Genomic DNA, 23,781 nt, shown 5'->3' on the forward strand with positions numbered 1-23,781 from the left:
AATATGTTGGAGACCCAAAGGTAGAAAACGGTTATTGCGCCGGTGCTGCGTGCGATGACCGCGAAGTCAATTGATCCTCACCCGGTAACAAGACCGGGTGTGAGCTAGTTTTTCGCAGGTGCGTGCCAGGAATCCTCGAGCATCCGAGGCTTGCATGCCTGGTAGGCGCCCAGGAGCACCACGATCACAGCGACGACGAGCAGGCCGAACGGCGCAGCGTATCCACCGGACACGTCGTGGAAAACGCCGAACAGGAGCGGACCGAGGCAGGCAACGGAGTAGCCGATGCCCTGGGTGAAGCCGGACAGTGCCGAGGAACCGATGTGCGAACGAGTACGCAGGTTGATCAGCGTGAGCGACATCGGGAACGTGCTCGGACCGAGGCCCAGGACGACAACCCACACGACCGGCGCCGCCATCGGGGCAAAGTACAGCCCGCCCATGCCGACCAGGTAGCAGACGGCACACGCGATCACGACAGGGAAGGGATTGGCCATGCGGGCGCACAGCGTCGGTGCACCGAAAGCTGCGACGAGCCCGATCACCGAGAACATTCCGACCATCGTTCCGCCGAAGGCGTCACTGGCTCCGGCGTCACGAAGGATCGAGGGAATCCACGTGAACATCGAATACGTGATCAGTGAGGTCATGCCGAACATGCCGGCCATCCCCCAGGCCACGGGAGAACGCCAGACCTGACCGCGTGGCTGTTCTGCCACTGCCGCAACCGAATCCGATGAATTCTCGACGGACCCGGCTTCGTTCGCGCGAGCCTTGCGCGAGCGAGCGAGGGTGATCAACCACGGCACTGCTGCGGCGAAGCCGAAGGCGGACCACCAGCCGATCGAGAACCGCCACCCGAAGGTGTCGGCAACGGGGACTGCGACGAACGCCGGAACGATGGTGCCGATCTGCACGGCCACGATGTAGACCGAACTCATGGTGGCGAGGCGATCCGAGAAGTACCGCTTGACCAACGGCGGGATCACGACATTGCCGATTCCCATGCCTGCCAGTGCCAGAGCCGAGAGGGCCAGCAACGACCATGTCTGAGACATCATGGCGCGCAACAGCATTCCGACGCCGGCCATGAGCATCGCGACGAGGGCCGTCCGCTCGAGCCCGATACGTTTCGCGATGGCGGGAGTGACGAGACCGAAGATGGCGAACATTGCGGTCGGAACCATGCCGAAGACACCGACGATCGAGGCGGAGAAGCCGATCTCATCGCGAATCTCGGCCGCCAAGGGCGAGAACGAGGTCACCGCAAGTCGAAGTACGAGCGCAGACATCGCAATCGCTGCGAAGACGAGCACACGGCCTTGTACCAACGAGCGGGTTTCGGTTCTCTCCAGTTGAGCAGTCACCGGGAAATCATAGGATGACCGGACGAACTCGCACAAGCGCGGGTAATCTAACGTCACATTCACACCACTTACCCGGACCCGAGGAAACAACCACGTGCAACCCGTTCGACGCGCAAGTCTCATCTCGCAGGTCACCGAACAACTCCGCAACGAGATCCGGAGCGGAACCTGGCCGATCGGTTCCAAAATCCCCACCGAACCGGAACTGTCGGAGCTGACCGGGACCGGTCGCAATACCGTGCGCGAGGCAGTCCAGGCGCTCGTTCACGCCGGAATGCTGGAACGTCGTCAGGGATCGGGCACCTACGTCGTTGCTGTCTCCGACCTCGGTGGCACTCTCGGCAACTACTTTGCCGGTGCCCACCAGCGGGATGTACTCGAACTTCGGCGCGCACTCGACATCACTGCAGCCACCCTCGCCGCCGCACGGCGAACCGAAGACGACATCGCCGAACTGACGCGACTACTCGAGCTTCGCACCGCGTCATGGGAGGGTCAGGACATCGACGCTGCCACCACCGCCGACGTCGCCCTGCACCGAGCAATCGTCGCGGCCAGCCACAACGAGGTCTACCTGGAGTTCTACGACTCCCTGCTCCCGGTCATCGAGACCACGATCCAACAACACATCGACGCGACCGGCGAGGGATTCCACTCGCAGCACGCGAACCTCGTCAACGCTGTCGTCGACGGGAACACCGTGGCCGCCTCGAACGCCGCACGCGAGCTGTTCGAGGGCCTGGTCTCGGACTTCGGTACCGGCGCCCCGATCTAGAGCAGCAAGCGCACGATGTCGGAGGTACGGGCCAACCCCGGGAACGCGTCCGCCGTCGAGCGAGGATGCAGAACATGAACTGCCAAGCGGAACATCACCGCACGTAGAAGCATCTGCGGCCACTCGGGGAGATCTTCCCACCGGCCGACCAGTGCCTCGTCGGCACCGCCCCACGAGATCGCGTCGACCACAGCGACGGCCGCGGCCCACGCAGCCGGCCGCCAATACGGCGTGATGTCGGTGATTCCGGGCGCCATACTGCCCGAGAACAGCACTGTCCCGAACAGATCGCCGTGCACGAGCTGGTCCGGGCTCTGCACCGGCTTACGCAAAGTAGCGAGCCCGGCGATCAGTTCCAGACTCTTGCGACCGTCAGGAGTGGGCGTCTCGAGTTGCTCGACGCCCTTCGCGATCCTCAGCGGAACCGTTTCCCAGGCCGCGCGATCAGCGGCGACGAATACGTCGACCTCGGCCCACGGCGGCACGGGCGGTTGCGCAAGGAAGCGCGGGCGCTCGAGCGAGGCCGTCGCCGCATGCAGTCGGCAGGACATCGAGACCACTTCGTCGTGACGTGGTTCCGGCGATCCGACGATGAAGGTGTCGGCACGCCAGCCCGAGACGACGTAACGACCGTCGGTCGAACGCACCGGTCGAGCCAGCCGAACGCCGTCGACTTCGAGGTTCTCTCGCACCTTCGCCGACCACGCTGCGCGGGCATGATCCGCGACTGCTGAAAGGACAACGTCTCCACACAGCCACCCGCCGTCCCAATCCGCACCGAGTGGGATGGGATCGACTTCACGGAGGCCGAAGGTGGAGCACACGTGCTGGGGAGGTTGGCCTGTGCTCACACCTCAACGCTACCGGTGCGCGGCGCCGCCTCCCGCGAGGCGCGCCTAGTAGACCGGCAGACTCGCATCCACCTGGTTCGCCCAGGCGATCGCGCCGCCTTGAACGTGGACCGCGTCGGAGAAACCGGCGTTCTTGAGAAATGCGAGTGCCTCGGCGGAACGAATGCCGGTTTTGCAGTACAGCACTATCTGCTTGTTCTGCGGCAACGTCGCCAGAGCTTCACCGGACAGGATGCGGTCCTTCGGGATCAGCACGGCCCCCGGCAGATGCATGATGTCCCATTCAACCGGTTCTCGTACGTCGACCAGCTCGATCGACCGTCCCTCGCCGATCATGGCCTCCAGTTCGGGCGCCGTGATCGTCGAACCGACAGCAGCGGCACTCGCCTCTTCGGACACGACACCGCAGAACGCGTCGTAGTCGATCAAGGCGGTGACCGGCACGCGGGTCGGATCACGCTGAAGGCGGATCGTCCGGAACGTCATCGCAAGTGCGTCGTAGATCATCAGGCGTCCGAGAAGCGGTTCGCCGATCCCCGTGATGAGCTTGACCGCCTCGGTCGCCATGATCGAACCGACGGTCGCAGGCAGGACTCCGAGCACACCACCCTCGGCGCACGAGGGGACCATGCCTGGCGGCGGCGCCTCCGGGTAAAGATCGCGATAGTTCAGTCCCGCGCCGTCCGGGGCGTCTTCCCAGAAGACCGAGACCTGCCCTTCGAAGCGGTAGATCGAGCCCCACACGTACGGCTTTCCCGCGATGACGGCAGCATCGTTGACGAGGTACCGCGTCGCGAAGTTGTCCGTACCGTCCAGGATCAGGTCGTACTCGGAGAACAGTTCGACCGCGTTGGAGTTGTCCAGGCGGAACTCGTGCAACCGGACGTCGACGTGCTCGTTGATTTCGAGAATCGACTCCTTCGCACTGAGCGCCTTCGGGCGTCCGACGTCGGAGCGTCCGTGAATCACCTGACGCTGCAGGTTCGACATGTCGACCTCGTCGAACTCGACGATCCCGATGGTGCCCACTCCTGCGGCCGCGAGGTAGAGCAGTGCCGGTGAACCCAATCCACCGGCGCCGATGAACAGGACTCGTGCATTCTTGAGCCGCTTCTGACCGGTCATGCCTACGTTCGGGATGATCAGGTGCCGGCTGTATCGGGCAACTTCCTCCCGGCTCAACTCGGCTGCCGGCTCCACCAGTGGTGGCAATACGACGGGTGTTGCAGACACCGCGAAACACTCCTAGTTCAAGACGAGATCAGGGATTCTCGATCCGGTCACGCTCGGGGGTACGGCCACGGATTGAAGCGGCACGTGAGTCCGTTCATCGGAACGACGCCCTCGGGATCAAGCCTAGCGATGTCGTTGTTCGCGGTTCCGAAGGTCTGCTGCATCATGATCGGTGCGAGTCCGCCTTCGGTCTCGCACGGCTGATGAGCGGCGTATCCGATGGCATGGCCGACCTCGTGATTGATCTGATACTGCCGATACGAGCCGATGTCGCCCTGGAACGAAATGGCGCCTCGCACCCATCGCGGTTCGTTGAGCAGAACTCGGTCCATGCTCGGGTTGTAGCAGGATCCTTCGAGTTCGATTTCGTATCCACAGCCTTCGCGGATCGTCATCTGTGAGGTCAAGGAGATCCGGAAGTCCGGCTCGCCGGCGTCGACGCGCCGGAACGCGACCTTGGGATCGTTGGTCCAACTCTTCGGATTGGCCAGTGTCTGGTCGACCATGCGTCCGTACGATTCGTCTCCGCCGAAGCCGGTCGTGTCGACGCCGTCCTCGATCTCGACCGTGTACGTGAACTCGCGTTCGGTTCCCTGTCCGACCTTGCCCGTCGTACCTGGTACGACGTGCCACGTTCCACCCCCCGCGACGGTGAACGGACCACCGTCGGGAAGGGCACCGGACGGTATCGACGAGGCAAAAGTTCCGTCTCCGGCCGGTGGGGCACCGATGACATCGGTTCCGTCGGTGCTGTGCGCGAGGTCGGCGGTGGCCGACGTCTTGCTCGCGGAGTCTGTGGCGTCCGGCCGTACCGCATCGACGATCACAAGAATGGTGAGCACCACGAGAACCGGAATCGCGTAGGCCCGCCAACCGTAGGTCGAGACGAAGCGCCCGAGCTTGCTCTGCTTTCGCGCTGCCCGGTCCGGTCGCGGATTACGCGGGGTTCGGCCCACTTCTCGTTTGGTCGGATCCCATTGGGCGCGCAAAGGCTGATGGGAGGAAATGCCGCGGTAGTCGCGTTCGCCGTAGGCACGATCATCCGGCACCTCCGGCCGACGTTCGTCGCGAGGCGCTCCAGTTCCGCTACGCATTCGACGTTCCTCACGTTCAGGGTTCTGCGTAGTTCGTCCACGCATGCGCGGTCCCCCTGGGTCAGTCACGTCGTCCAGAATCTCACACACGGCAAGTCGCTCGCCCGGGCTGACCGAAACTTGCTGGTCCTGGCGTGTCATGGCAGCCCGTCCTGTAACGAGAAAGACCGCTGGTCTCGCTCACCGAGGCACGCGCGACTCGCCCGGGCGACACACGGTATCGTTCATTCGGCTACGACCGGTGTGACGGAGGATACTGGCGGGTACGCACACGCGACTCGCGGATCCGCGCGCCGACCGAATTACTTTTGCTCAGATTGGAAGCGACATGACAGAACTCGCGGATCGGACTGACTCCGATCGCGGTACAACGGCTGGCAAGCCTGCCGGAACACGTCGCAGCACCCGCCTCCCCCGCGATGCGCGCCGCCTCCAGCTCCTCGCAGCTGCAAGTGAGGTATTCGTTGCGAACGGGTACCACTCGGCCGGCATGGACGAGATCGCCGAATGTGCCGGTGTCAGCAAGCCAGTTCTGTACCAACATTTCCCAGGCAAACTCGAACTGTACGTCGCAGTCCTGCAGAGTTACGTCGACAGCCTCATCTCGGGTGTACGCCAGGCCCTGCGATCGACGACGGACAACAAACAGCGTGTCCGCGCCGCAGTCCAGGCGTTCTTCGACTTCGTCGACAACGACTCCCAGGGCTTCCGCCTGGTGTTCGAGTCCGACATCATGGGCGAACCTCAGGTCCAGACACGCGTCGAACAAGCCACCGAAGCCTGCGTCGACGCCGTGTTCGACCTGGTGAGTCAGGATTCCGGACTCGATCCGTACCGTGCGCGCATCCTTGCGGTCGGTCTTGTCGGTGCCAGCCAGTTCACTGCGCGGTACTGGCTCGAGGCCGCGCGGCCGATCCCGAAGGAAGAAGCCGTGGAAATCACCGTGACCCTCGCGTGGGGCGGTCTCTCACACGTGCCGCTGCAAGCCGAAACGAAGTAACCGGAACCCGAACGAGAATGGGCGGGCAGTCTCACGACTGCCCGCCCATTCTGCTGTTACAGCTACGCGTCAGACGGTAGGCGCGAATCCGACCTTGCGGATATCGGACGGACCGATCTCCACGTACGCCACACGAGAAGCCTGCACCAGGAACTTGCGGCCCTTGTCGTCGACGAGAGCCAGAACCGGCTCGCGGCCACCGAGGACAGCCGCGACCAGTGTCTCGACCTCGTCAGGGGTCTGTTCGCTGTTGACGATGAGCTCACGCGGGCTGTCGATTACACCGATCTTGACCTCCACGGTCAACCTCCGAACTGTTCGTGAATTACATCCGTTGTCGACGCAAGGCTAATGCAGCAACGACCGCCCACGCTCCTCTGCACGCTGTGCCCAGAGCGAACAGGCACCTAGACGAGTCCGAGAATCGCCATCCGCTCGGCATGCTTCGCCTGCATGCCGTCGAACAACGCGACAACTCCGTTGAGGTCGCCGGAGGCGGAGATCACCAGATCGGTGAGATCTTCACGCTGCGCCAGCACGAACTGTGCCTGCGTGATTGCTTCGCCCAGAAGACGGCGTCCCCACAGCATCAACCGGTCCTTGGCGCGAGTACTGGCCTCCACTGCTGCCTTCACCTCGAGCACCACGAACTCCGAGTGGCCCGTCTGGGACAGCACGTCCTCGACGATTTCCGCGACATCCGCCGGGAGGGAGTGCCCGATCTCGCGATAGAAGTCGGCAGCGATTCCGTCGCCGACGTACGCCTTCACGAGCGATTCCAGCCACGTCGACGGTGTCGTCGACGCGTGGTAGTTGTCGAGAGCTCGAACGAACGGGTCCATGACGGCGAAGATCTCGTGGCCACGTTCCGTCAACGCCGTTTCCAGAGTCTCGAAGTGGTCCATCTCGGCGGCGGCCATGCTGGCGAACGCCACCTTGCCTCGCAGGTCCGGTGCCATTTGTGCGTCCTCCGCCAAACGGTAGAACGCCGAAATCTCGCCATACGCGAGAACGGCAAACAAATCGATCACGCCAGGGTGATCGGAAGCGACTCGGCCTCCGGTTCCAGCGTCCGTCGAAGCATCAAGATCGTGTGCGCCCATGACTACGAACTGTAGTGCTTCGACGGCCGACGCGACCGGCAAGGACCGCATGTCCGATTCGGTGATCTTCGACATGTCATCGCGAGGGACGGACAACGTGCAGCTACAATGGTCTTGGGAGTTCGCCAGTTCCCCCGGGCCAATTGGTTAGCCGGGACGGCTGTATTCACACGAACCCCACCGATAATGTGCGCGCACCTGCATCGACGGTTGTCGCCCGCTTCGCCGAGATCTCCGGACGGTTCGAATTCGTCCGAGGGGAATTCAGTGCTGAGGCGTAGGCATGACCGAAGAAAAAGAGGGCATCGACATCGGCCGACTTACGGCCTGGCCCCTTACCTTGTGCGTGCGTACCGCCACGAGGAAAGGCTAGTCCCCTGAGCAAGATCACTGTCGACCACGAAGACGAAGCAACCGAGAACACCGTTTCCGTCCAGCTCGACGACACCCATGTACCCCCGAGCTTCGCCGAACTCGGTGTCCGCGACGAAATCGTCCGCGCACTGAACGAGATCGGCATCGAGCGCACCTTCGCCATCCAGGAACTCACCCTTCCGTTGGCTCTCGCCGGTGACGACCTCATCGGTCAGGCCCGCACCGGAATGGGCAAGACCTTCGGTTTCGGCGTCCCGCTCCTGCATCGCATCGTCACCGCCGAGAACGGCACGGCTGTTCTCGACGGCACGCCCCGCGCTCTGATCATCGTTCCCACCCGCGAGCTGTGCATCCAGGTCGCCCGCGACCTCGAGAACGCCAGCAAGTACCTCCGCGTCGGCGATCGTGGTCTCCAGGTTCTGCCCATCTACGGCGGCCGTCCGTACGAGGCGCAGATCTCGGCACTCCAGAAGGGCGTCGACGTTGTCGTCGGCACCCCGGGTCGCCTGCTCGACCTCGCCAACCAGTCGCACCTGATCCTGGGCAAGGTGGGCGTTCTCGTCCTCGACGAGGCCGACGAAATGCTCGACCTGGGATTCCTCCCCGACATCGAACGCCTCATGGGCATGGTCCCCGACAAGCGTCAGACGATGCTCTTCTCCGCGACGATGCCCGGCCCGATCATCACCCTGGCTCGCACCTTCCTGACACAGCCGACGCACATCCGCGCCGAAGAGGCCGAATCCTCCGCGGTGCACGATCGCACCAGCCAGCACATCTACCGTGCACACGCGCTCGACAAGGCCGAGATGGTCGCCCGCGTCCTGCAGGCCGAAGGCCGCGGCGCGACGATGATCTTCACCCGCACCAAGCGCACAGCCCAGAAGGTGGCCGACGATCTCGCGGAACGCGGCTTCTCCGTTGGTGCCGTCCACGGTGACCTCGGCCAGATCGCCCGTGAAAAGGCGCTGAAGGGCTTCCGTAACGGCAAGGTCGACGTTCTGGTCGCCACCGACGTCGCTGCCCGCGGTATCGACATCGACGACGTCACCCACGTCATCAACTACCAGTGCCCCGAGGACGAGAAGACCTACGTCCACCGCATCGGTCGTACCGGCCGCGCCGGACGCACCGGCATCGCCGTCACGCTGGTCGACTGGGACGACATCCCTCGCTGGCAGCTCATCGACAAGGCACTGAGCCTCGGAATCCCCGACCCGGTCGAGACCTACTCCAGCTCGCCGCACCTCTACGAAGAGTTGTCCATTCCGGCCGATGCCAAGGGCACTGTTCGCAAGGCAAAGGCCGCCCCTGAGAAGGCAGCAACGGACAAAGCAGCAACGGACAAAGCAGACGCGCCGAAGTCGACCGACTCGGACGGCAACGAAGAGAAGGCCGCTCCCCGCCGCAACCGGACCCGTCGCCGCACCCGCGCCGGCGCTTCGACCGACGCCGCGACGTCCACCACCGCCGGCGCCACCACAGCTCCCCCTTCGGCACCCGCGGCAACCGCTGCCGAGAACTCGGACGAAGACGGAGCGGCCAAGCCGCGTCGCCGTCGGCGTCGTCGCCCCGCGGCTTCCGCGACGGCAGGCGCCGCAGAGTAAGCTGCCGATGTGCTGGCTCCCGAAAGGCGTACTCGCTCAGATGTGATCGGTGCGCTGGCAATCGCGCTGGCCGTAATCGTGGCGGTGACCGTTGTGTGGTTGCGCAGTGATGCGCGCGGAACCACCTCGGTCACCGCCGAATCTCCACTCCCGCCTCTGTCGACGTCGGTGTTGTTACCCGACATCCTGAAGCAGACGTGGGAATCTCCCAGTGCCGACTCGACGGCACCGATCACCGTCGGAAATGCCGTCGTCACCGCCGACGGCTCCGAGGTGATCGGCCGCGATCCGGCAACGGGCGAAGAAGTGTGGCGATACGCGCGCAACATTCCGCTGTGCGGCGCGATCGGTTCGTGGGATCGCGTCGTCAGCGTCTATCAGGACGATCGCGGTTGCTCTCAGGTCACGTCACTGGTCGCCGACACCGGCGCCCGAAAGGACCAGCGCAACAGCGACGCCGATTCCGCGGTCAGCCTTTCAGCGGACGGCACCTACCTGATTTCGCGCGGCAGTGAGCGAATGGAACTGTGGCGCTCGGACCTCGTCCGAACCCTCGAGTACGGCCGGGTCGACGCGAAGGTCAACCCCAACAAGCAACCCCGCACCGGATGCACGCTGCTCGACGCTGCGTCGAGCGCCAACCGAGTCTCGGTACTCGAACGCTGCCCCGGTGAAGCCTCCAACAGGTTGACGGTGATGAATCCCGCACCCAAGGACGCCCAGGAACCCGAAGAGTACGGATCCGCGATTCTCCTCGACTCCGAGGGCGCCCGCCTGCTGGCCGTGGCCGGCGAAAAGACGGCGGTCTATCTCCCCGCAGCCAACGGAACCGTTTCTCGCATCACCATTTTCGACGGAACCGGCAATCCGATCGTCGACTATCCGATCGAGGGAACGGTGACCGAAGGCGCCCGCACCCACGCCGACAAGGCTTCGATCACGTGGTGGACCGGCTCGCAGACCGTCAACCTGCGCCTGAGCGATCTGGCTCCGACGTGGATCGTCAACGGAACGTCCGGACCCGGAAGCATGGTTGCCGGTCAGATGCTCATCCCGGTTCCGGGCGGCATTGCAGCCGTCAGTCCGTCGGACGGAGCGGTCCAGCGCATGATCGCAGTCGACCGCGGTGAGACGACGACGCCGATCGTGCTCGCCAGTGCGGGCGAGACGATTCTGGAACAGCGCGGCGACACCTTGTTCGCGCTGCGCTAGAAGCTCTCGCCTTCCTCAGAGCGCCAGTTCCGGCGCGAAAGTCACGACTTCATTTCCAGCCCAATGCTTTACGAGATTGTCGGCGAGTTCCCGATAGGCATCCGCGCCCTTGTTCTTTCGTCCGGCGAGGACCGTCGCACCCGACGCGGACGCCTCGGCGAACTTGACGGTGCGTGGGATCGGAGGCGCCAGAACGGCCAGAGAGTAGCGGTCGCTGACGTCGGCGAGCACGTCGCGACTGTGCGTGGTTCGAGCGTCGTACAGAGTCGGAAGTGCGCCGAGCAGAACAAGATCCGGGTTGGTGATGGCTTGGACTTCACGAACCGTACGCAGCAGCTGTCCGACGCCGCGGTGTGCGAGGGTTTCGCATTGCAGTGGAACCAGAACCGACTGCGCCGCAGTCAATCCGTTGAGTGTGAGCACACCCAACGACGGTGGGCAGTCGATGATGATGACGTCGTAAGAGCCCAGGAGCGGAGACAGCGCCCGCTTGAGCGCGAACTCTCGACCGGGTCGCATCAGGAGCAGCGCTTCGGCGCCCGCGAGATCGATCGTGGCCGGCAGGAGATCCATACCGTCGTCCGTCTTCAGCACGGCGTCGACCGCGTCGAGATCACCCGCCAGGACCTCGTTGACTGAACGCTCGAGGCGATCCGGGTTATGTCCGAGCGAGAACGTCAGGCAGCCCTGCGGGTCGAGATCCACCACCAGAACTCGTTGTCCGAGCGCGGACAAAGCCGCACCGAGAGAAGCGACGGTGGTGGTTTTAGCCACGCCGCCCTTTTGATTCGCCACTGCGAGAACCGTCGTCACACGTAGATCCTTGCGCACTTCGCGCCAGGAGGCGAGCTACACACGCGAGGCAGCCTGCAATGATGGTCGACATGACGTCCCAGTCCGCCCCCTCGTCGATCCCCCTCGGTGCTCGCGTCGTACTCATGCGACACGGTGAAACCGAGTGGGCACGCACCGGGAAACACACGGGCCGGACCGAGGTTCCGCTGACTCCGCTCGGCGAGATGCAGGCAACCGCGACCGGAAATCGCTTGCGAACCCTCGACCTCCGGAACCCCATGATTCTGACGAGTCCGCGGCTGCGCGCACAGTTGACGGGCGATCTCGCCGGCCTGCCGGAAGAGCGAACCTGGGATGCACTGTCCGAATGGGACTACGGCGATTACGAAGGCCTCACGACGCCCGAGATCCGCGCAACGGTGCCCGATTGGACCGTCTGGACGCACCCGTGCCCCGGCGGCGAGCAGGCCGATCAGATCCACGCCCGCACCGACATGGTGCTGTCGATGGTGCGTTCGCAACTACCCGAACGCGACGTGATCCTGATCGGGCACGGCCACTTCTCACGCGCACTCATCGCCCGCTGGCTCGAGCTCCCGGTGACGGAAGGAAAGCGTTTCGCCTTGTCCCCCGGCGCATACTCGGTTCTCGGTTACGAGCACGGCGCCACCCACCTCGTCCATCACAACGTGCCGCCGCTCGTCGAGGCTTGAGGCCTAAGATTCTCCTTATGATCCGACGCGCCACGCCCGCAGACGTCCAGCCGATCACCGACATGATCTACGAGTTGGCCGACTACCAGAAGGCCCTCGACGAGTGCACCGTGAAGGCGGAACAGATCGGCGAGGCGTTGTTCGGGCCGGCCGCGACGGCCTTCGCGCACGTCGCTGTGAATTCGGCCGACGACGTCGTCGGCATGGCATTGTGGTTTCGCAATTTCTCGACGTGGGACGGCGCTCACGGCATCTACCTCGAAGACCTGTACGTCAAGCCCAGTCAGCGCGGATCAGGCCACGGGAAGGCTCTTCTGGCCGCACTCGCCAAGGAGTGCACCGACAACGACTACACCCGGCTGTCCTGGTCGGTGCTCAACTGGAACACCCCCTCGATCAAGTTCTACGAGTCACTCGGTGCCGACGCGAAGACGGAGTGGACCACGTATCGCCTGACCGGCACCCACCTCGGAGCTCTCGCCGCCGAAGCTGAGTAGGACCGAAGCAGGGTAGGCGTTCCGTCCTACTTGTCCCGCGGCTCGTCGGTCTCGTCCGGGCGTCCCTCTTCCGGCGACACCTCGTCTGCGTACGCTCCGTACTCCGCTGCCATCCATCGAGACGTCGGAGCCGAGAACAGGCAGCCCAGAGCGCCGAGAACGACGACACCCAGAACGATGCCGAGCGGCACCTGATGCGAATCGGTCAGGAGCGACCAGGCGACCGGCAGGAGCAGCAACTGCGCGACGACGGCGATTGCCCGGCCCCACCGGCGGCCCGTCAGCAAAGCGATCCCGGCAGCCAACACCGCGCCGCCGAGGATCGCGACCCAGGCGGCAAATCCGTATCCGTTGGTGACGCTCTGATCGTGGCCGGTTGCACCGCGAATCACTGCGACGATCGCGAACCCGGCGGCAACCAGCCCTTGAAGCGTCACGAGGGCACCTGCCCATGTGACTGTCTTGGGCAGGGCGTTCGGACTGGCGGTATTCGGCACGAGGCCAGCCTAGAACACGACACCGGATAGGCTCATGCCCCGTGCGCGCACTGCTGATCGTCAACCCCAATGCCACCTCCACCACCGCTGCCGGTCGTGACCTGTTGGCACACGCCCTCGAGAGTCGGGTGCGACTTACTGTGGCGCACACCACACATCGGGGTCATGCCGCCGAACTGGCGCGCGAAGCCCACGAAGACGGCTTCGGCTCGGTGATCGTCCACGGCGGCGACGGAACGGTCAACGAAGTGGTCAACGGACTGCTCGGGTCACCGCATCCCGCGTCGATGAAATCGGTTCCGGTCGGTCCGATCCCGACGATCGCTGTCGTCCCGGGAGGCTCGGCAAACGTTTTCGCGCGCTCACTCGGTATTGCCGCCGACCCGATCGACGCCACGAACCAACTCGTCGACCTCCTCTCCGAACGGACCAGGCGCCGAATCGGGCTCGCACACTGCGACAACCGTTGGTTCACGTTCAACGCCGGAATGGGCCTCGACGCCGATGTGTGCGAGGCCGTCGACGCCAGCCGTAAGAACGGTGACGCCGCCACACCCGCCCGGTATGTCCGAACCGCGATCGCGGCGTTCTTCCGTGCCAAGCGAGCCGAACCAGCGCTGACCGTCCACCTTCCCGATCAGGATCCCGTCTCCGGAGTCCACTACGCATTCGTCTCGAACTCGAGCCCGTGGACATATCTGGAAGAGCGTCCCGTCCACACCAATCCGGGAACGACCTTCGACAGTGGACTCGGCATCTTCGCCATGACGAGCACCAAAGTTCTGCCGTCCCTGCGGGTTGTGCGGCAACTACTCGCACGCGGCGCGGAGCCGAAATCGAAGGTCCTCTTACGCACCGACGACGTCCCGACAATCACCATCGAATCGTCGCGACCGATCGGACTGCAGATGGACGGCGACTACATCGGACTTCGTGAAAAGGTCGAATTCACCTCGGTCCCGGATGCACTGGAAGTGTTCGCACCGATTACGACGTGAGTCAGGCAACACGTTTGACCTGCAAAAACTCTGGTGCCAAAAGGTCGAAATCGGGTAAAATGCCGGTGACGCCCAGGTGGCCGTCAGGTGTGTCACAAATTAGTGAGTTGGCCCACGAACCCGTTCAAACCTATTGACATACCGCGAGTTCGTGAAAGCATTCACAAGTAACAGTGCGGAAACATTGATGACGCACACACAAACTCATTGGTACCAAATGGTGTGAATACACACCCAATTAAGGAGCGAAAAAAGATGGACTGGCGCCACAACGCAATCTGTCGCGACGAGGATCCCGAACTGTTCTTCCCCGTGGGAAACAGCGGACCGGCCCTCGCTCAGATCGCTGATGCCAAGGTTGTCTGCAACCGCTGCCCCGTCACCGCCGAGTGCCTGTCGTGGGCTCTCGAGTCCGGCCAGGATGCAGGCGTCTGGGGCGGAATGAGCGAAGACGAGCGTCGCGCACTCAAGCGTCGTAACGCACGTACCCGTGCACGCACTTCCGTCTAGGTAGAACCGAGACGTTCGACTCGCGGCGGAGAACAGCCCCTCTGCACAGTCGAAGACGACAGCCCGGCACCACATGGTGCCGGGCTTTTTGTCTGCTCGAATCGCTAACGCTGCTCGAATCAGTAACGCGCAGAACGTCTACCGAGCGGCACACGCAGAACCGCGTCGGTACCGCCTCCGCTTCCCGGGTGCAGTCCGAGCGAGCCACCGAGCTCGGCTCCCAGCAGAGTCCGCACGATCTGGAGTCCGAGGCGATCGGATTTCTCGAGGTCGAAGTTCTCCGGCAGGCCGCGCCCGTTGTCGTGGATGATCACGTCCAACCAGCGTGCAGAACGCTCGGCACTGAGTGTGACCGTGCCGGTCACACCCGGATCGAAAGCGTGCTCGATCGCGTTCTGCACCAACTCCGTCAGCACCATGACCAGCGGGGTGGCGCGCTCGGCGGAGAACACTCCGAAACTGCCCTCACGCCGAATCGTCACCGGCACACCTACTCCCGCGACATCGGAGAGCATGGGAACCAACCGGTCGATCACCTCGTCGAGATCCACCTCTTCGTCCACCGACATCGACAAGGTGTCGTGAACGAGGGCGATGGACGTCACGCGCCTCACCGACTCTGTCAACGCTTGTCGCGCTTCGTCGTTGCCGGTTCGCCTGGCCTGTAGACGCAGAAGCGCCGCGACGGTTTGCAGATTGTTCTTCACTCGATGGTGAATCTCGCGGATGGTTGCGTCCTTGCTCAGGAGAGCGCGATCACGACGCTTGACCTCGGTGACGTCGCGGACGACGACCGCAGCACCGACATGCCGGCCGCCAGGCTTGAGAACCAGGGCCCGCAGCAGAACGGTCGCCCCGCGCGCCTCGATCTCCATACGGCGACCGGGCTTGTCCGCCAACGTATCTCGGATGTATCCCGCAGCTTCCTGAGACTCGAACGGGTCGGTGACCAACGAACGGGTCAGCGCTGCGAGGTCTTGGCCCACCAGATCCGAACTCAGACCCATCCGGTGATAGGCCGAGAGCGCGTTCGGGCTGGCATAGACGACTGTGCCTTCGGTATCGAGACGGATGAAGCCGTCGCCCGCACGTGGGCTCGAGTTCGTGTCGGAGCGCGATTCTCGGATCGGGAAGGTTCCGTCGCTGATCATCTGACACAGGTCTTCGGCGCAATCGAGATACGCGAGTTCGAGCGGACTCTGCGCTCGCTGGTGCGACAGGTTGGTGTCGCGGCTCAGAACAGCGATGACTCGCCCGTCCAGACGCACCGGAACGGCTTCCCGACGCGGCGGCATTCCTTCACGCCACGTCTCGTCTTCCCCGCGCACGACGCGGCCCTCCACGAGAGCGCGAAGAACCTGCGGGTGCTCGGACTCGGAAACGACCGTTCCGACCGCGTCCTCCGGAAAAGCCGTCGATGCCGTTGTCGGCCGGCAATGCGCTACGCAGATGACCGTCCCCTCGGATCGGTTCTTCTCCGATTCGGTGCCCACCCACAAGAGAACGTCGGCAAAGGAGAGGTCGGCGAGCAGTTGCCACTCCCCCACGACGCGCTGGAGATGGTCGACCGCCGCACCGGGAAGGTCGGTGTGTTCGGCGAGGAGGTCGCTGAGAGTGGACATCGTCCGGCTTAGGAGATCACGGCGATCAGATCGCCTTGCTGAATCACGTCGCCGACCTTGACGCCCACCGTCGTCACCGTTCCCGGAACCTCGGCCAGGACGGGAATCTCCATCTTCATGGATTCGAGGATGACCAGGGTGTCGCCGTCCGCAACGACGTCTCCCTCGCTCACGACGACCTGGTAGACCGTCGAAACCATCTCGGCGCGCACGTCTTCTGCCATCGTGAACCTCACTTCTGTCGGAACTGCACTCTGACCACGAAAATACGTCGACGGATCACTCGATCGACCTGCCAATGGAACCACACCGGCATCGGCGTGAAACAATGACGCGAAAGAAACAGAAGGGAGACCAATCATGGGTAAGCGTGGTCGTAAGAAGCGCAGCCGTAAGGGCAACGCCGCTAACCATGGCAAGCGTCCAAACGCCTGACATGTAGCGCAACAAAACGTCCGAGGGGCGGGGAAGCATTGCTTCCCCGCCCCTCGGCGTTACTGCCTTCCGACTGCTGCCGCTCAGATCTTCGCTGACGGGCTAGCTGTCGGTTTCGGTAGTCGTTATGACGATGGTCCGACGCAACTCGACGGTGAGCCTCTGACGCAGGCTTTCCGGCGCATGGTCTCCGCCGCACTTACGGTTGATCAGGCTCTTGACCTTCTCTTCGATCCCGTAGGCCTCGAGGCACGATCCACAATCGTCGATATGACGCTGCAGGCGAGCACGACTTGAATCGTCGCATTCACCGTCGAGCATCAACCAGACGTCGGCGATGACTGCCGAGCAGTCGAGCCTTTCGAATTCGTCCTGCTCACTCATCGTGTGACACCTTCCGTCTCGGTGGCTGCGACTGTGGCTGTGTCGACCGCGCCGTCCCGATTGAATCCCCGGTCTTTTGCGACATCGGCCAAAAGACCACGCAATTGCTTGCGACCACGGTGCAGTCGCGACATCACCGTTCCGATGGGTGTGCCCATGATCTCCGCGATCTCCTTGTACGGGAATCCTTCGACATCGGCGTAGTACACGGCCATACGGAATTCCTCGGGAAGCGACTGCAGCGCCGCCTTGATGTCGTCGTCAGGCAACGCGTCGAGCGCCTCCACCTCGGCCGATCGCAGCCCCGTCGAAGTGTGCTCGGCGGTGGCGGCCAACTGCCAGTCGGTGATCTCGTCCGTCGGATACTGCGCGGGTTGGCGCTGCTTCTTGCGGTACGAGTTGATGTAGGTGTTCGTGAGAATCCGGTACAGCCAGGCTTTCAGGTTGGTACCGGCACGGAACGAACGGAAAGCGGTGTACGCCTTGACGTACGTCTCCTGCACGAGATCCTCGGCATCAGCGGGATTCCGCGTCATGCGCAGGGCAGCGCCGTACAACTGGTCGAGCAGCGGGAGCGCGTCGCGCTCGAACCGGGCAATCAACTCATCCGCAGTTTCGGGCGTTTCGGACACTGCGCCGTCGATAGGTTCAGCTACCCCTGACGGTTCGTCCTTGGGCCGGTCGTGTTCCAGCACTCTGATCCCTTCACTAGCCGTAGGGATCAAGGTTACCGCCAACTGAAGATCCGACCCACGGGCCGGTGGTGGCTCACACACAGCCAGCACGGTCGCTCCTTCGCTTCTCGGGACAAGTTTCATCAACTGGTACCAACACGGGAGTCAGCGACTCTGTTCCCGGCCTGGTCGAATGCACCTGTCGGCGATCCGCATAGGGTGTTCCACATGGCCGGAACAGCGACCCCTGCGACCGTACTTCTCGACAAGTCGAAGACACCGCACCGCGTCCACAGCTACGACCACGATCCTCGCGCCGAATCTTTCGGCGACGAGGCGGTCACTGCACTGGCAGAGTCGACAGGCGTCGAGGCCGCCCAGATCTTCAAGACCTTGGTCGTCAAACTCGACACCGGCAAGCTCGCCGTCGCGGTCCTGCCGGTCCCGGACAAGCTCTCCCTCAAGGCAGCAGCCGCTGCCCTCGGTGCGAGCAAAGCCGTCATGGCCGATCGCGCCGAAGCCGAGCGCTCGAGCGGCTACGTCTTCGGCGGTATCTCACCGCTCGGCCAGCGCAAGAAACTGCCGACAGTGATCGATGCGTCGGCGCTCGACTGGGACCGCATTCTCTGCAGCGCCGGCCGACGCGGGCTCGAAATCGAGCTGGCTCCGACGGACCTCGCGCAGCTCAGTGGCGCGGTCACGGCGCAAATCACGGCGGGCTGAGTATCCGGTCGCTACGGTCTCACCATGCGACCACACCTGAAAACTCTTGCACTGACCGCTGCGACGGCAGCCCTCACCGTCTCGCTGACGGCCTGCGGGAGTTCGGACAATGCCGCCAAGGAAGTCACGGTAGTCGGATCAGGGCAGGTCCGCGGAGCGCCGGACATCCTCAATGCCGACATCGGCATCGAGGTGGTTGCCCCGGACGTATCGGGGGCGGTCTCCGAGGCGAATGACAAGGCCCGTCAGATGATCGACGCGATAGTCGCCGCCGGGGTGGCCCCCGAGGACGTACAGACAAGCGATCTGTCCGTCCAGCCGCAGTACGACGCCAGTGGTGGACCGTTCGTCGGCGGCAACGTGACCGGCTACCGGGCGACCAACTCGGTACGAATCGTCGTCCGCGATCTCGACAAAGCCTCTTCTGTCCTGGACGCCGGCATCGCGGCGGGCGGAAACGCGGCACGGCTCGGCAACGTCGCCTTCGCCATTGACGACGACTCTCAGCTTCTGGCCGACGCTCGCACCCGGGCCTTCGAGGACGCGAAGAACCGTGCCGAGCAGTACGCGGATCTGTCCGGTACGTCGCTCGAGAACGTCGTGACCATCACCGAGGCACACGACACGAGTGGCGGTCAGACCATGCGCGCTCCCGACGCCTCGATGTCCGACATAATTCTCGCCCCGGGAACCCAGCAGGTCTCGTTCGAGGTGACCGTTACCTGGGCTCTCGGCTGACCACTAGAGCAGGCTGATCTGCTCGCCGGCACGGTCGACGTCCGGCTCGATCAACTCGTGCCCGTTGTTCTTGACACTGTTGACCAGCGGCCGGACTCGATCGACGTCGATCCGCTCGAAGAGGTCCGGTACCGGTTCGAGCAGAGCCGAATCGACGGTGTTGTCGGGATCGAGCCACGCCTCCCAGCGGTCACGAGGCAGGGCGAGGGGCATGCGGTCGTGAACCTGCTCGAGGTGACCGAGAGAGTCGACCGTGACGATCGAGCAGCTCAGGACGGGGCTCGCGTTCTCGACCCTCGGGTCCCGCCAAGCAGACCACACGCCCGCCATGAACAGCCGTGATCCGTCGTCGGGGTGCATGTAGTAAGGAATCTTCGCTGCCTTTTTCCCGCCGGTGGCCTCGGTCTGCCACTCGTACCACCCGTCCATGGGGACCAGGCAACGCTTGAACTTGAAGGCGGTCCGAAACGCCGGCTTCTCCGCCAGCGAGTCGGCGCGGGCGTTGAACAGGACCGGGCCTTTGCCCAGTTCCTTGGTCCACGACGGCACCAATCCCCACCGCATCCGCCGAATCCTCTTGGCCGGATCGCTGTCGGGGTTCTCCCGATCGTGGCGTTCGACGACGGTCAACACCTCGCTCGTGGGGGCCACGTTGTAATCGGCTTCGACGGGCGCCGAGTGGTCGGTCTCGTCGAGCGCGTCGAGTTCCACCGCCAGGGTGGCCGGGTCCGCTGTGGTCGCATACCTTCCGCACATGACACCCAGGGTGGCACGGTTTCGACCATTCCCCCACCGATGAGAGAAGATGGACCATGTGAGTCTGAGTCTGTGGAGCGCCCCGAGGGCCCAAGCACCCGTCGATGCAGTGGTGACGCTGCCCGGATCCAAGTCCATCACCAATCGAGCTCTGATTCTGGCCGCACTTGCGGATGGCCCGTCCACGATCACCGGTGCACTCCGCAGCCGTGACGCCGACCTGATGATCGCAGCTCTGCGTGACCTCGGCATCGGCGTCGAGGAAGCCGGTGATGCGACCACGCTTCGCATCACCCCTGGACCCCTGCGCGGCGGCGAGGTCGACTGCGGCCTGGCCGGCACCGTGATGCGCTTCCTGCCGCCACTCGCCGCGATGGCCGACGGCATCGTCCACTTCGACGGCGACGAGCAAGCACGCACACGACCGCTCGGCACCATCTTGGAAGCACTGCGCGGTCTCGGCGCTCGGATCGAGGGTGACGCACTCCCGTTCACCGTCACCGGAACCGGATCCCTACGCGGCGGGACGGTCACCATCGACGCATCCGGTTCGTCGCAGTTCGTCTCCGGTCTCCTGCTCTCGGCTGCTGCGTTCGAAGAGGGTGTCACCGTTCACCACGACGGCAAGCCCGTCCCGTCCATGCCACACATCGACATGACCGTCGAGATGCTCCGCGAGGCCGGAATTTCCGTGACGACGCCAGCCACGGGCGGTGACGCGGACACCTGGCGTGTGGCACCGGGGCCGGTGCGCGCCGTGGACTGGGCGATCGAACCCGATCTCTCCAACGCCACACCGTTCCTGGCCGCTGCCGCAGTGACCGGCGGAACCGTCAGCGTCCCGATGTGGCCGTCGTCGACGACGCAACCCGGCGACGCGATCCGCGGGATCCTCGCCTCGATGGGGGCCGACGTCACTCTCGCCGATGGTGTCCTGACCGTCCGCGGCCCGGAGAAACTGCGCGGCATCGACATCGACCTCCACGACGTGGGAGAGCTGACCCCCACCGTGGCGGCCCTGGCCGCTCTCGCCGAGGGCACCTCGCATCTACGAGGAATCGCGCACCTGCGCGGGCACGAGACAGACCGTCTCGCCGCCCTCGCCGACGAGATCAACAAACTCGGCGGCTCCGTCACCGAAACCGATGACGGCCTGACGATCGTTCCCGCGGAACTCCATGGCGGACAATGGCTCTCGTATGCCGACCACCGCATGGCAACAGCCGGCGCCATCATCGGCCTGGTCGTCGACGGTGTCGAGGTCGACGATGTCGGAACCACGGCCAAGACACTGCCGGGCTTCGAGAACATGTGGATCGACATGCTCGAGAGTTCGCCGGCGACACCGAAGGCAAGCTTCTGAGTCCGCGGCAGTACGACGAGTCCGACGTCCGGGTACGCCCCGGGCGCGGATCCCGCCCCCGTACGAAGACTCGGCCTGAACATCTCTCGGCCGAATCGGGGATGGTGGTGTCGAAGGATCGTGGCCGTTGGGGTTGCGTCCTCGGCGGCGATCCCGACCGGCTGATCGTCACGATGCGCGCCCGCGAACTTGGCCGAACCCCCATCGTCGTCGGCGATCAGGTGGACATAGTCGGCGATCTGTCGGGCAAAACCGACACCCTGGCGCGCATCGTCCGGGTCTCCGAGCGTTCGACGGTTCTGCGACGGACCGCCGACGACACCGATCCCTTCGAACGTATCGTCGTCGCGAACGCGGAGCAGCTTCTCATCGTCGTGGCACTCGCCGATCCCCCACCGCGCACCGGCTTCGTCGAGCGCGCACTGGTCGCCGCCTACGTGGGTGGCCTGACGCCGATCGTCTGCCTGACCAAGAGCGACCTCGAACCGCCGGAGGAATTCGCGAGCACGTTCGCCGACCTCGACATCCAAGTGGTCGTCGCCGGTCGCGACGATCCCCTGGACGAACTGACGCAGATCCTCGAGCACAAGTTGACCGCCCTGATCGGACATTCCGGCGTCGGAAAGTCGACACTGGTCAATCGCCTTGTCCCCGATGCCAATCGAGCGGTCGGCATCGTATCCGGCGTCGGCAAGGGCCGGCACACGTCGACGCAATCGGTGGCACTCCCGCTCGCCGGTGGCGGCTGGGTGATCGACACCCCGGGCATCCGTTCGTTCGGTCTGGCGCACATCTCGCCCGAGAACGTGGTGGCGGCGTTCTCGGATCTCGCTGCGGCGATCGAGGATTGCCCGCGCGGATGCACGCACCTCGGCCCGCCGGCAGATCCCGAATGCAAGCTCGACCTGCTGGAGGGCAAATCAGCTCGACGCGTCGTCGCTGTGCGACAACTGCTGGAAGCGATCAAGTCCAACGATCAGTACTGAGCGCCCCCGAGCGACGTTCCGGGCGAGAACAGCAAAGCGGCCCGACACCATCGAATGGTGTCGGGCCGCTTGCTGTCTACGGTCAGCGCAGTCGACGATCAGCGCAGGCCGAGGAGGCTGCGCAGCTTTCCGCTCTTGCGCTTACGTGCGATGGCGCTCTTGAGGCCACTGCGACGCCCGGTCACGGGATCGACAGTCGAGGTCAGTTCGCCGTCGAACATCCGCTCCGACGCCGTCTCGGGCGCATTGTCGACGGTGTCCTTGAGGTACTTGTTGGGCAGCGACAGCTTGGCGATGGTTCGCCAGGACTTGGCGTACTGCACGGCAAGCGGGCCCGTCGTGTACGGCAAGTCGTACTTGTCCGCGAGCTGACGCACCGTGACCGCGATGTCCTTGTAGCGGTTGCTGGGCAGATCGGGGAACAGGTGGTGCTCGATCTGGTAGCTCAGGTTGCCCGTCATGAAGTCCATGAGCGCGCTGCCCTCGATGTTGGCGCTGCCGAGCATCTGACGCAGGTACCACTGAGCCTGCGTTTCCTTGTCGATGTCTTCCTTGGTGAACTTCTCGGCACCGTCCGGGAAGTGGCCGCAGAAGATGACCGCGTTGGTCCACACGTTCCGCAGAGTGTTGGCGGTGAAGTTGGCCGACAACGTGCTCTTCCACGCCGGGCCGGTGATGGCCGGGTAGATGACGTAGTCGCGCAGGACCTGCTTGCCGATCTTCTCGCCGACCTCACGGAGCTTGCGCTGCGTCTCTTCCTTGTCGGCGCGGCCCTTGGCCACCTTGCCGAGCTCGAGGTGCTGTGCGGCGATGCCGTACTCGAAGAACAGCGCGAGCAGCGTGTTGTAGACCAGGTTGCCGGCGTTGAAGGGCTTCCAGCGCTGATCGCGGGTGACGCGGAGGAGTCCGTATCCGACGTCGTCGTCCATTCCGAGGACGTTGGTGTACTTGTGATGCAGGTAGTTGTGGGTCTGCTTCCAGTGCGCAGACGGGCCGGTGACGTCCCACTCCCACGAGGTGGAGTGGATCTCCGGGTCGTTCATCCAGTCCCACTGCCCGTGCATCACGTTGTGCCCGAGTTCCATGTTCTCGATGATCTTCGAGAGCGTCAGCAGGCCAACTCCGGCGAGCCACGCCGGACGACGACGGCTGGCGAAAAGCACTGCGCGGCCGCCGATTTCGAGCGAACGCTGCAGACGAATGACGTTGCGCACGTATCGCGCATCCTTCTCGCCGCGCGACTCCTCGATGTCGCGACGAATCGCGTCGAGTTCGCGGCCGAGCGCTTCGATGTCGGCGTCCGTGAGATGTGCGTATTCCTTGACATCTGCAATCGCCATGGAAAGCCTCCTAGCAGTGAGTTAGGCGCAAAGTAGTAAGTGCAGAACGATCATCGATTCGAATCGTTCAGATCAACTGCACCTACTGTAGCGTAACTTACGGCACCGTAGGTTAGGTTTTTCCCGATGTAAC

General features: G+C 64.0%; 27 protein-coding genes. 13 read left to right on the forward strand and 14 right to left on the reverse strand.

Annotation, left to right across the window (positions count from 1 at the left end):
* Positions 1-104: 104 nt before the first annotated feature.
* Positions 105-1,367, reverse strand: coding sequence for an MFS transporter (locus G4D79_RS23395; RefSeq protein WP_047271682.1), 1,263 nt, complete (start codon positions 1,365-1,367; stop codon positions 105-107).
* A gap of 94 nt (positions 1,368-1,461) precedes the next feature.
* On the opposite strand from G4D79_RS23395, the gene G4D79_RS23400 reads away from it, so the two are divergent.
* Positions 1,462-2,142, forward strand: coding sequence for a FadR/GntR family transcriptional regulator (locus G4D79_RS23400; RefSeq protein WP_020907120.1), 681 nt, complete (start codon positions 1,462-1,464; stop codon positions 2,140-2,142).
* On the opposite strand, the gene G4D79_RS23405 is transcribed toward G4D79_RS23400, so the two are convergent.
* From G4D79_RS23405 to G4D79_RS23415, 3 genes are read right to left on the reverse strand one after another with little or no spacing between them, the layout of a single operon-like run.
* Positions 2,139-2,993, reverse strand: coding sequence for a TIGR02569 family protein (locus G4D79_RS23405; RefSeq protein WP_007731227.1), 855 nt, complete (start codon positions 2,991-2,993; stop codon positions 2,139-2,141). The genes G4D79_RS23400 and G4D79_RS23405 overlap by 4 nt on opposite strands.
* Positions 2,994-3,038: 45 nt before the next feature.
* A complete protein-coding gene (gene moeZ, locus G4D79_RS23410; protein ID WP_003942292.1) occupies positions 3,039-4,226 on the reverse strand; it encodes an adenylyltransferase/sulfurtransferase MoeZ in 1,188 nt (395 codons plus the stop codon).
* 47 nt (positions 4,227-4,273) lie between these two features.
* The gene (locus G4D79_RS23415; RefSeq protein ID WP_007731223.1) at positions 4,274-5,320 is read right to left on the reverse strand and encodes a DUF3152 domain-containing protein; all 1,047 of its coding nucleotides are present in this window, start codon (positions 5,318-5,320) and stop codon (positions 4,274-4,276) included.
* Between the two features lie 328 nt (positions 5,321-5,648).
* Between G4D79_RS23415 and G4D79_RS23420 the strand changes: the two genes are divergently transcribed.
* The gene (locus G4D79_RS23420; protein ID WP_003942309.1) at positions 5,649-6,320 is read left to right on the forward strand and encodes a TetR/AcrR family transcriptional regulator; all 672 of its coding nucleotides are present in this window, start codon (positions 5,649-5,651) and stop codon (positions 6,318-6,320) included.
* Positions 6,321-6,389: 69 nt separating this feature from the next.
* On the opposite strand, the gene G4D79_RS23425 is transcribed toward G4D79_RS23420, so the two are convergent.
* Together G4D79_RS23425 and G4D79_RS23430 are read right to left on the reverse strand one after the other, a co-directional pair.
* Positions 6,390-6,620, reverse strand: a complete 231-nt coding sequence (locus G4D79_RS23425) for a DUF3107 domain-containing protein (RefSeq protein WP_003942312.1) — start codon at positions 6,618-6,620, stop codon at positions 6,390-6,392.
* A 107-nt stretch (positions 6,621-6,727) separates the two neighbouring features.
* Positions 6,728-7,423 (reverse strand): ferritin-like fold-containing protein, encoded by a 696-nt coding sequence (locus G4D79_RS23430; protein WP_029255047.1) that lies wholly within the window; start codon positions 7,421-7,423, stop codon positions 6,728-6,730.
* A gap of 377 nt (positions 7,424-7,800) precedes the next feature.
* Between G4D79_RS23430 and G4D79_RS23435 the strand changes: the two genes are divergently transcribed.
* Both G4D79_RS23435 and G4D79_RS23440 read left to right on the forward strand, forming a co-directional pair.
* On the forward strand, positions 7,801-9,405 hold the full coding sequence (locus G4D79_RS23435) for a DEAD/DEAH box helicase (RefSeq protein ID WP_030534998.1): 1,605 nt from the start codon (positions 7,801-7,803) through the stop codon (positions 9,403-9,405).
* 9 nt (positions 9,406-9,414) lie between these two features.
* Positions 9,415-10,617 carry a PQQ-binding-like beta-propeller repeat protein gene (locus G4D79_RS23440; protein ID WP_047271684.1) on the forward strand — a complete coding sequence of 401 codons (1,203 nt, stop codon included), beginning with the start codon at positions 9,415-9,417 and terminating at the stop codon, positions 10,615-10,617.
* Positions 10,618-10,632: 15 nt separating this feature from the next.
* Here the strand turns inward: G4D79_RS23440 and G4D79_RS23445 are convergent, their stop codons facing one another.
* Complete coding sequence (locus G4D79_RS23445) at positions 10,633-11,430, reverse strand: ParA family protein (RefSeq protein WP_003940948.1); 798 nt, start codon at positions 11,428-11,430, stop codon at positions 10,633-10,635.
* Positions 11,431-11,501: 71 nt separating this feature from the next.
* On the opposite strand from G4D79_RS23445, the gene G4D79_RS23450 reads away from it, so the two are divergent.
* Both G4D79_RS23450 and G4D79_RS23455 read left to right on the forward strand, forming a co-directional pair.
* Positions 11,502-12,125, forward strand: coding sequence for an acid phosphatase (locus G4D79_RS23450; RefSeq protein ID WP_080552758.1), 624 nt, complete (start codon positions 11,502-11,504; stop codon positions 12,123-12,125).
* Positions 12,126-12,142: 17 nt separating this feature from the next.
* The gene (locus G4D79_RS23455; protein WP_003940724.1) at positions 12,143-12,622 is read left to right on the forward strand and encodes a GNAT family N-acetyltransferase; all 480 of its coding nucleotides are present in this window, start codon (positions 12,143-12,145) and stop codon (positions 12,620-12,622) included.
* A gap of 26 nt (positions 12,623-12,648) precedes the next feature.
* On the opposite strand, the gene G4D79_RS23460 is transcribed toward G4D79_RS23455, so the two are convergent.
* Positions 12,649-13,119, reverse strand: a complete 471-nt coding sequence (locus G4D79_RS23460; RefSeq protein ID WP_007731217.1) for a hypothetical protein — start codon at positions 13,117-13,119, stop codon at positions 12,649-12,651.
* Positions 13,120-13,160: 41 nt separating this feature from the next.
* Between G4D79_RS23460 and G4D79_RS23465 the strand changes: the two genes are divergently transcribed.
* Positions 13,161-14,117 (forward strand): diacylglycerol kinase family protein, encoded by a 957-nt coding sequence (locus G4D79_RS23465; protein WP_007731209.1) that lies wholly within the window; start codon positions 13,161-13,163, stop codon positions 14,115-14,117.
* Between the two features lie 255 nt (positions 14,118-14,372).
* Positions 14,373-14,627, forward strand: coding sequence for a WhiB family transcriptional regulator (locus tag G4D79_RS23470; RefSeq protein ID WP_003940950.1), 255 nt, complete (start codon positions 14,373-14,375; stop codon positions 14,625-14,627).
* 119 nt (positions 14,628-14,746) lie between these two features.
* Here G4D79_RS23470 and G4D79_RS23475 read toward each other — a convergent pair whose 3' ends face one another.
* Together G4D79_RS23475 and G4D79_RS23480 are read right to left on the reverse strand one after the other, a co-directional pair.
* On the reverse strand, positions 14,747-16,249 hold the full coding sequence (locus tag G4D79_RS23475) for a sensor histidine kinase (protein ID WP_003940890.1): 1,503 nt from the start codon (positions 16,247-16,249) through the stop codon (positions 14,747-14,749).
* 8 nt (positions 16,250-16,257) lie between these two features.
* Positions 16,258-16,473, reverse strand: coding sequence for a biotin/lipoyl-binding carrier protein (locus G4D79_RS23480; protein WP_007731208.1), 216 nt, complete (start codon positions 16,471-16,473; stop codon positions 16,258-16,260).
* A 136-nt stretch (positions 16,474-16,609) separates the two neighbouring features.
* On the opposite strand from G4D79_RS23480, the gene G4D79_RS35415 reads away from it, so the two are divergent.
* Positions 16,610-16,684 (forward strand): 50S ribosomal protein bL37, encoded by a 75-nt coding sequence (locus G4D79_RS35415; RefSeq protein ID WP_022597109.1) that lies wholly within the window; start codon positions 16,610-16,612, stop codon positions 16,682-16,684.
* A gap of 102 nt (positions 16,685-16,786) precedes the next feature.
* Here G4D79_RS35415 and rsrA read toward each other — a convergent pair whose 3' ends face one another.
* Together rsrA and G4D79_RS23490 are read right to left on the reverse strand one after the other, a co-directional pair.
* Positions 16,787-17,068: a mycothiol system anti-sigma-R factor gene (rsrA, locus tag G4D79_RS23485; RefSeq protein ID WP_003940722.1), complete on the reverse strand. Its 282-nt coding sequence runs from the start codon at positions 17,066-17,068 to the stop codon at positions 16,787-16,789.
* Positions 17,065-17,763, reverse strand: coding sequence for a sigma-70 family RNA polymerase sigma factor (locus tag G4D79_RS23490; protein ID WP_042922166.1), 699 nt, complete (start codon positions 17,761-17,763; stop codon positions 17,065-17,067). The genes rsrA and G4D79_RS23490 overlap by 4 nt, the downstream gene beginning before the upstream one ends.
* Before the next feature lie 207 nt (positions 17,764-17,970).
* On the opposite strand from G4D79_RS23490, the gene ybaK reads away from it, so the two are divergent.
* Together ybaK and G4D79_RS23500 are read left to right on the forward strand one after the other, a co-directional pair.
* Entirely contained in the window at positions 17,971-18,465 is a 495-nt protein-coding gene (gene ybaK, locus G4D79_RS23495) for a Cys-tRNA(Pro) deacylase (protein ID WP_007731205.1), read from the forward strand.
* Positions 18,466-18,489: 24 nt separating this feature from the next.
* On the forward strand, positions 18,490-19,203 hold the full coding sequence (locus G4D79_RS23500; RefSeq protein ID WP_214514440.1) for an SIMPL domain-containing protein: 714 nt from the start codon (positions 18,490-18,492) through the stop codon (positions 19,201-19,203).
* Between the two features lie 3 nt (positions 19,204-19,206).
* Here the strand turns inward: G4D79_RS23500 and G4D79_RS23505 are convergent, their stop codons facing one another.
* A complete protein-coding gene (locus G4D79_RS23505) occupies positions 19,207-19,959 on the reverse strand; it encodes an SOS response-associated peptidase (protein ID WP_214514441.1) in 753 nt (250 codons plus the stop codon).
* A gap of 49 nt (positions 19,960-20,008) precedes the next feature.
* On the opposite strand from G4D79_RS23505, the gene aroA reads away from it, so the two are divergent.
* Positions 20,009-21,322, forward strand: a complete 1,314-nt coding sequence (aroA, locus tag G4D79_RS23510; protein ID WP_214514442.1) for a 3-phosphoshikimate 1-carboxyvinyltransferase — start codon at positions 20,009-20,011, stop codon at positions 21,320-21,322.
* Positions 21,271-22,308 carry a ribosome small subunit-dependent GTPase A gene (rsgA, locus tag G4D79_RS23515; RefSeq protein WP_007731200.1) on the forward strand — a complete coding sequence of 346 codons (1,038 nt, stop codon included), beginning with the start codon at positions 21,271-21,273 and terminating at the stop codon, positions 22,306-22,308. Before aroA ends, rsgA begins: the two co-directional genes overlap by 52 nt.
* 98 nt (positions 22,309-22,406) lie before the next feature.
* Here rsgA and G4D79_RS23520 read toward each other — a convergent pair whose 3' ends face one another.
* Positions 22,407-23,648 carry a fatty acid desaturase gene (locus G4D79_RS23520; protein ID WP_003940700.1) on the reverse strand — a complete coding sequence of 414 codons (1,242 nt, stop codon included), beginning with the start codon at positions 23,646-23,648 and terminating at the stop codon, positions 22,407-22,409.
* Between the last annotated feature and the right edge of the window lie 133 nt (positions 23,649-23,781).

Origin of the sequence: Rhodococcus sp. WY5 (genome assembly GCF_018588185.1) — a bacterium.
GTDB classification, from domain to species: domain Bacteria; phylum Actinomycetota; class Actinomycetes; order Mycobacteriales; family Mycobacteriaceae; genus Rhodococcus_F; species Rhodococcus_F qingshengii.

Excerpts from the sequence above, each read along its gene's own strand:
- G4D79_RS23415 (WP_007731223.1), bottom strand. The coding sequence starts at position 5,320 with ATGCGTAGCGGAACTGGAGCGCCTCGCGACGAACGTCGGCCGGAGGTG.
- G4D79_RS23420 (WP_003942309.1), top strand. The coding sequence starts at position 5,649 with ATGACAGAACTCGCGGATCGGACTGACTCCGATCGCGGTACAACGGCT.
- G4D79_RS23430 (WP_029255047.1), bottom strand. The coding sequence starts at position 7,423 with ATGGGCGCACACGATCTTGATGCTTCGACGGACGCTGGAACCGGAGGC.
- G4D79_RS23450 (WP_080552758.1), top strand. The coding sequence starts at position 11,502 with ATGACGTCCCAGTCCGCCCCCTCGTCGATCCCCCTCGGTGCTCGCGTC.
- G4D79_RS23455 (WP_003940724.1), top strand. The coding sequence starts at position 12,143 with ATGATCCGACGCGCCACGCCCGCAGACGTCCAGCCGATCACCGACATG.
- G4D79_RS23470 (WP_003940950.1), top strand. The coding sequence starts at position 14,373 with ATGGACTGGCGCCACAACGCAATCTGTCGCGACGAGGATCCCGAACTG.
- G4D79_RS23475 (WP_003940890.1), bottom strand. The coding sequence starts at position 16,249 with ATGTCCACTCTCAGCGACCTCCTCGCCGAACACACCGACCTTCCCGGT.
- G4D79_RS23480 (WP_007731208.1), bottom strand. The coding sequence starts at position 16,473 with ATGGCAGAAGACGTGCGCGCCGAGATGGTTTCGACGGTCTACCAGGTC.
- rsrA (WP_003940722.1), bottom strand. The coding sequence starts at position 17,068 with ATGAGTGAGCAGGACGAATTCGAAAGGCTCGACTGCTCGGCAGTCATC.
- ybaK (WP_007731205.1), top strand. The coding sequence starts at position 17,971 with ATGGCCGGAACAGCGACCCCTGCGACCGTACTTCTCGACAAGTCGAAG.
- G4D79_RS23500 (WP_214514440.1), top strand. The coding sequence starts at position 18,490 with ATGCGACCACACCTGAAAACTCTTGCACTGACCGCTGCGACGGCAGCC.
- G4D79_RS23505 (WP_214514441.1), bottom strand. The coding sequence starts at position 19,959 with ATGTGCGGAAGGTATGCGACCACAGCGGACCCGGCCACCCTGGCGGTG.
- aroA (WP_214514442.1), top strand. The coding sequence starts at position 20,009 with ATGGACCATGTGAGTCTGAGTCTGTGGAGCGCCCCGAGGGCCCAAGCA.
- G4D79_RS23520 (WP_003940700.1), bottom strand. The coding sequence starts at position 23,648 with ATGGCGATTGCAGATGTCAAGGAATACGCACATCTCACGGACGCCGAC.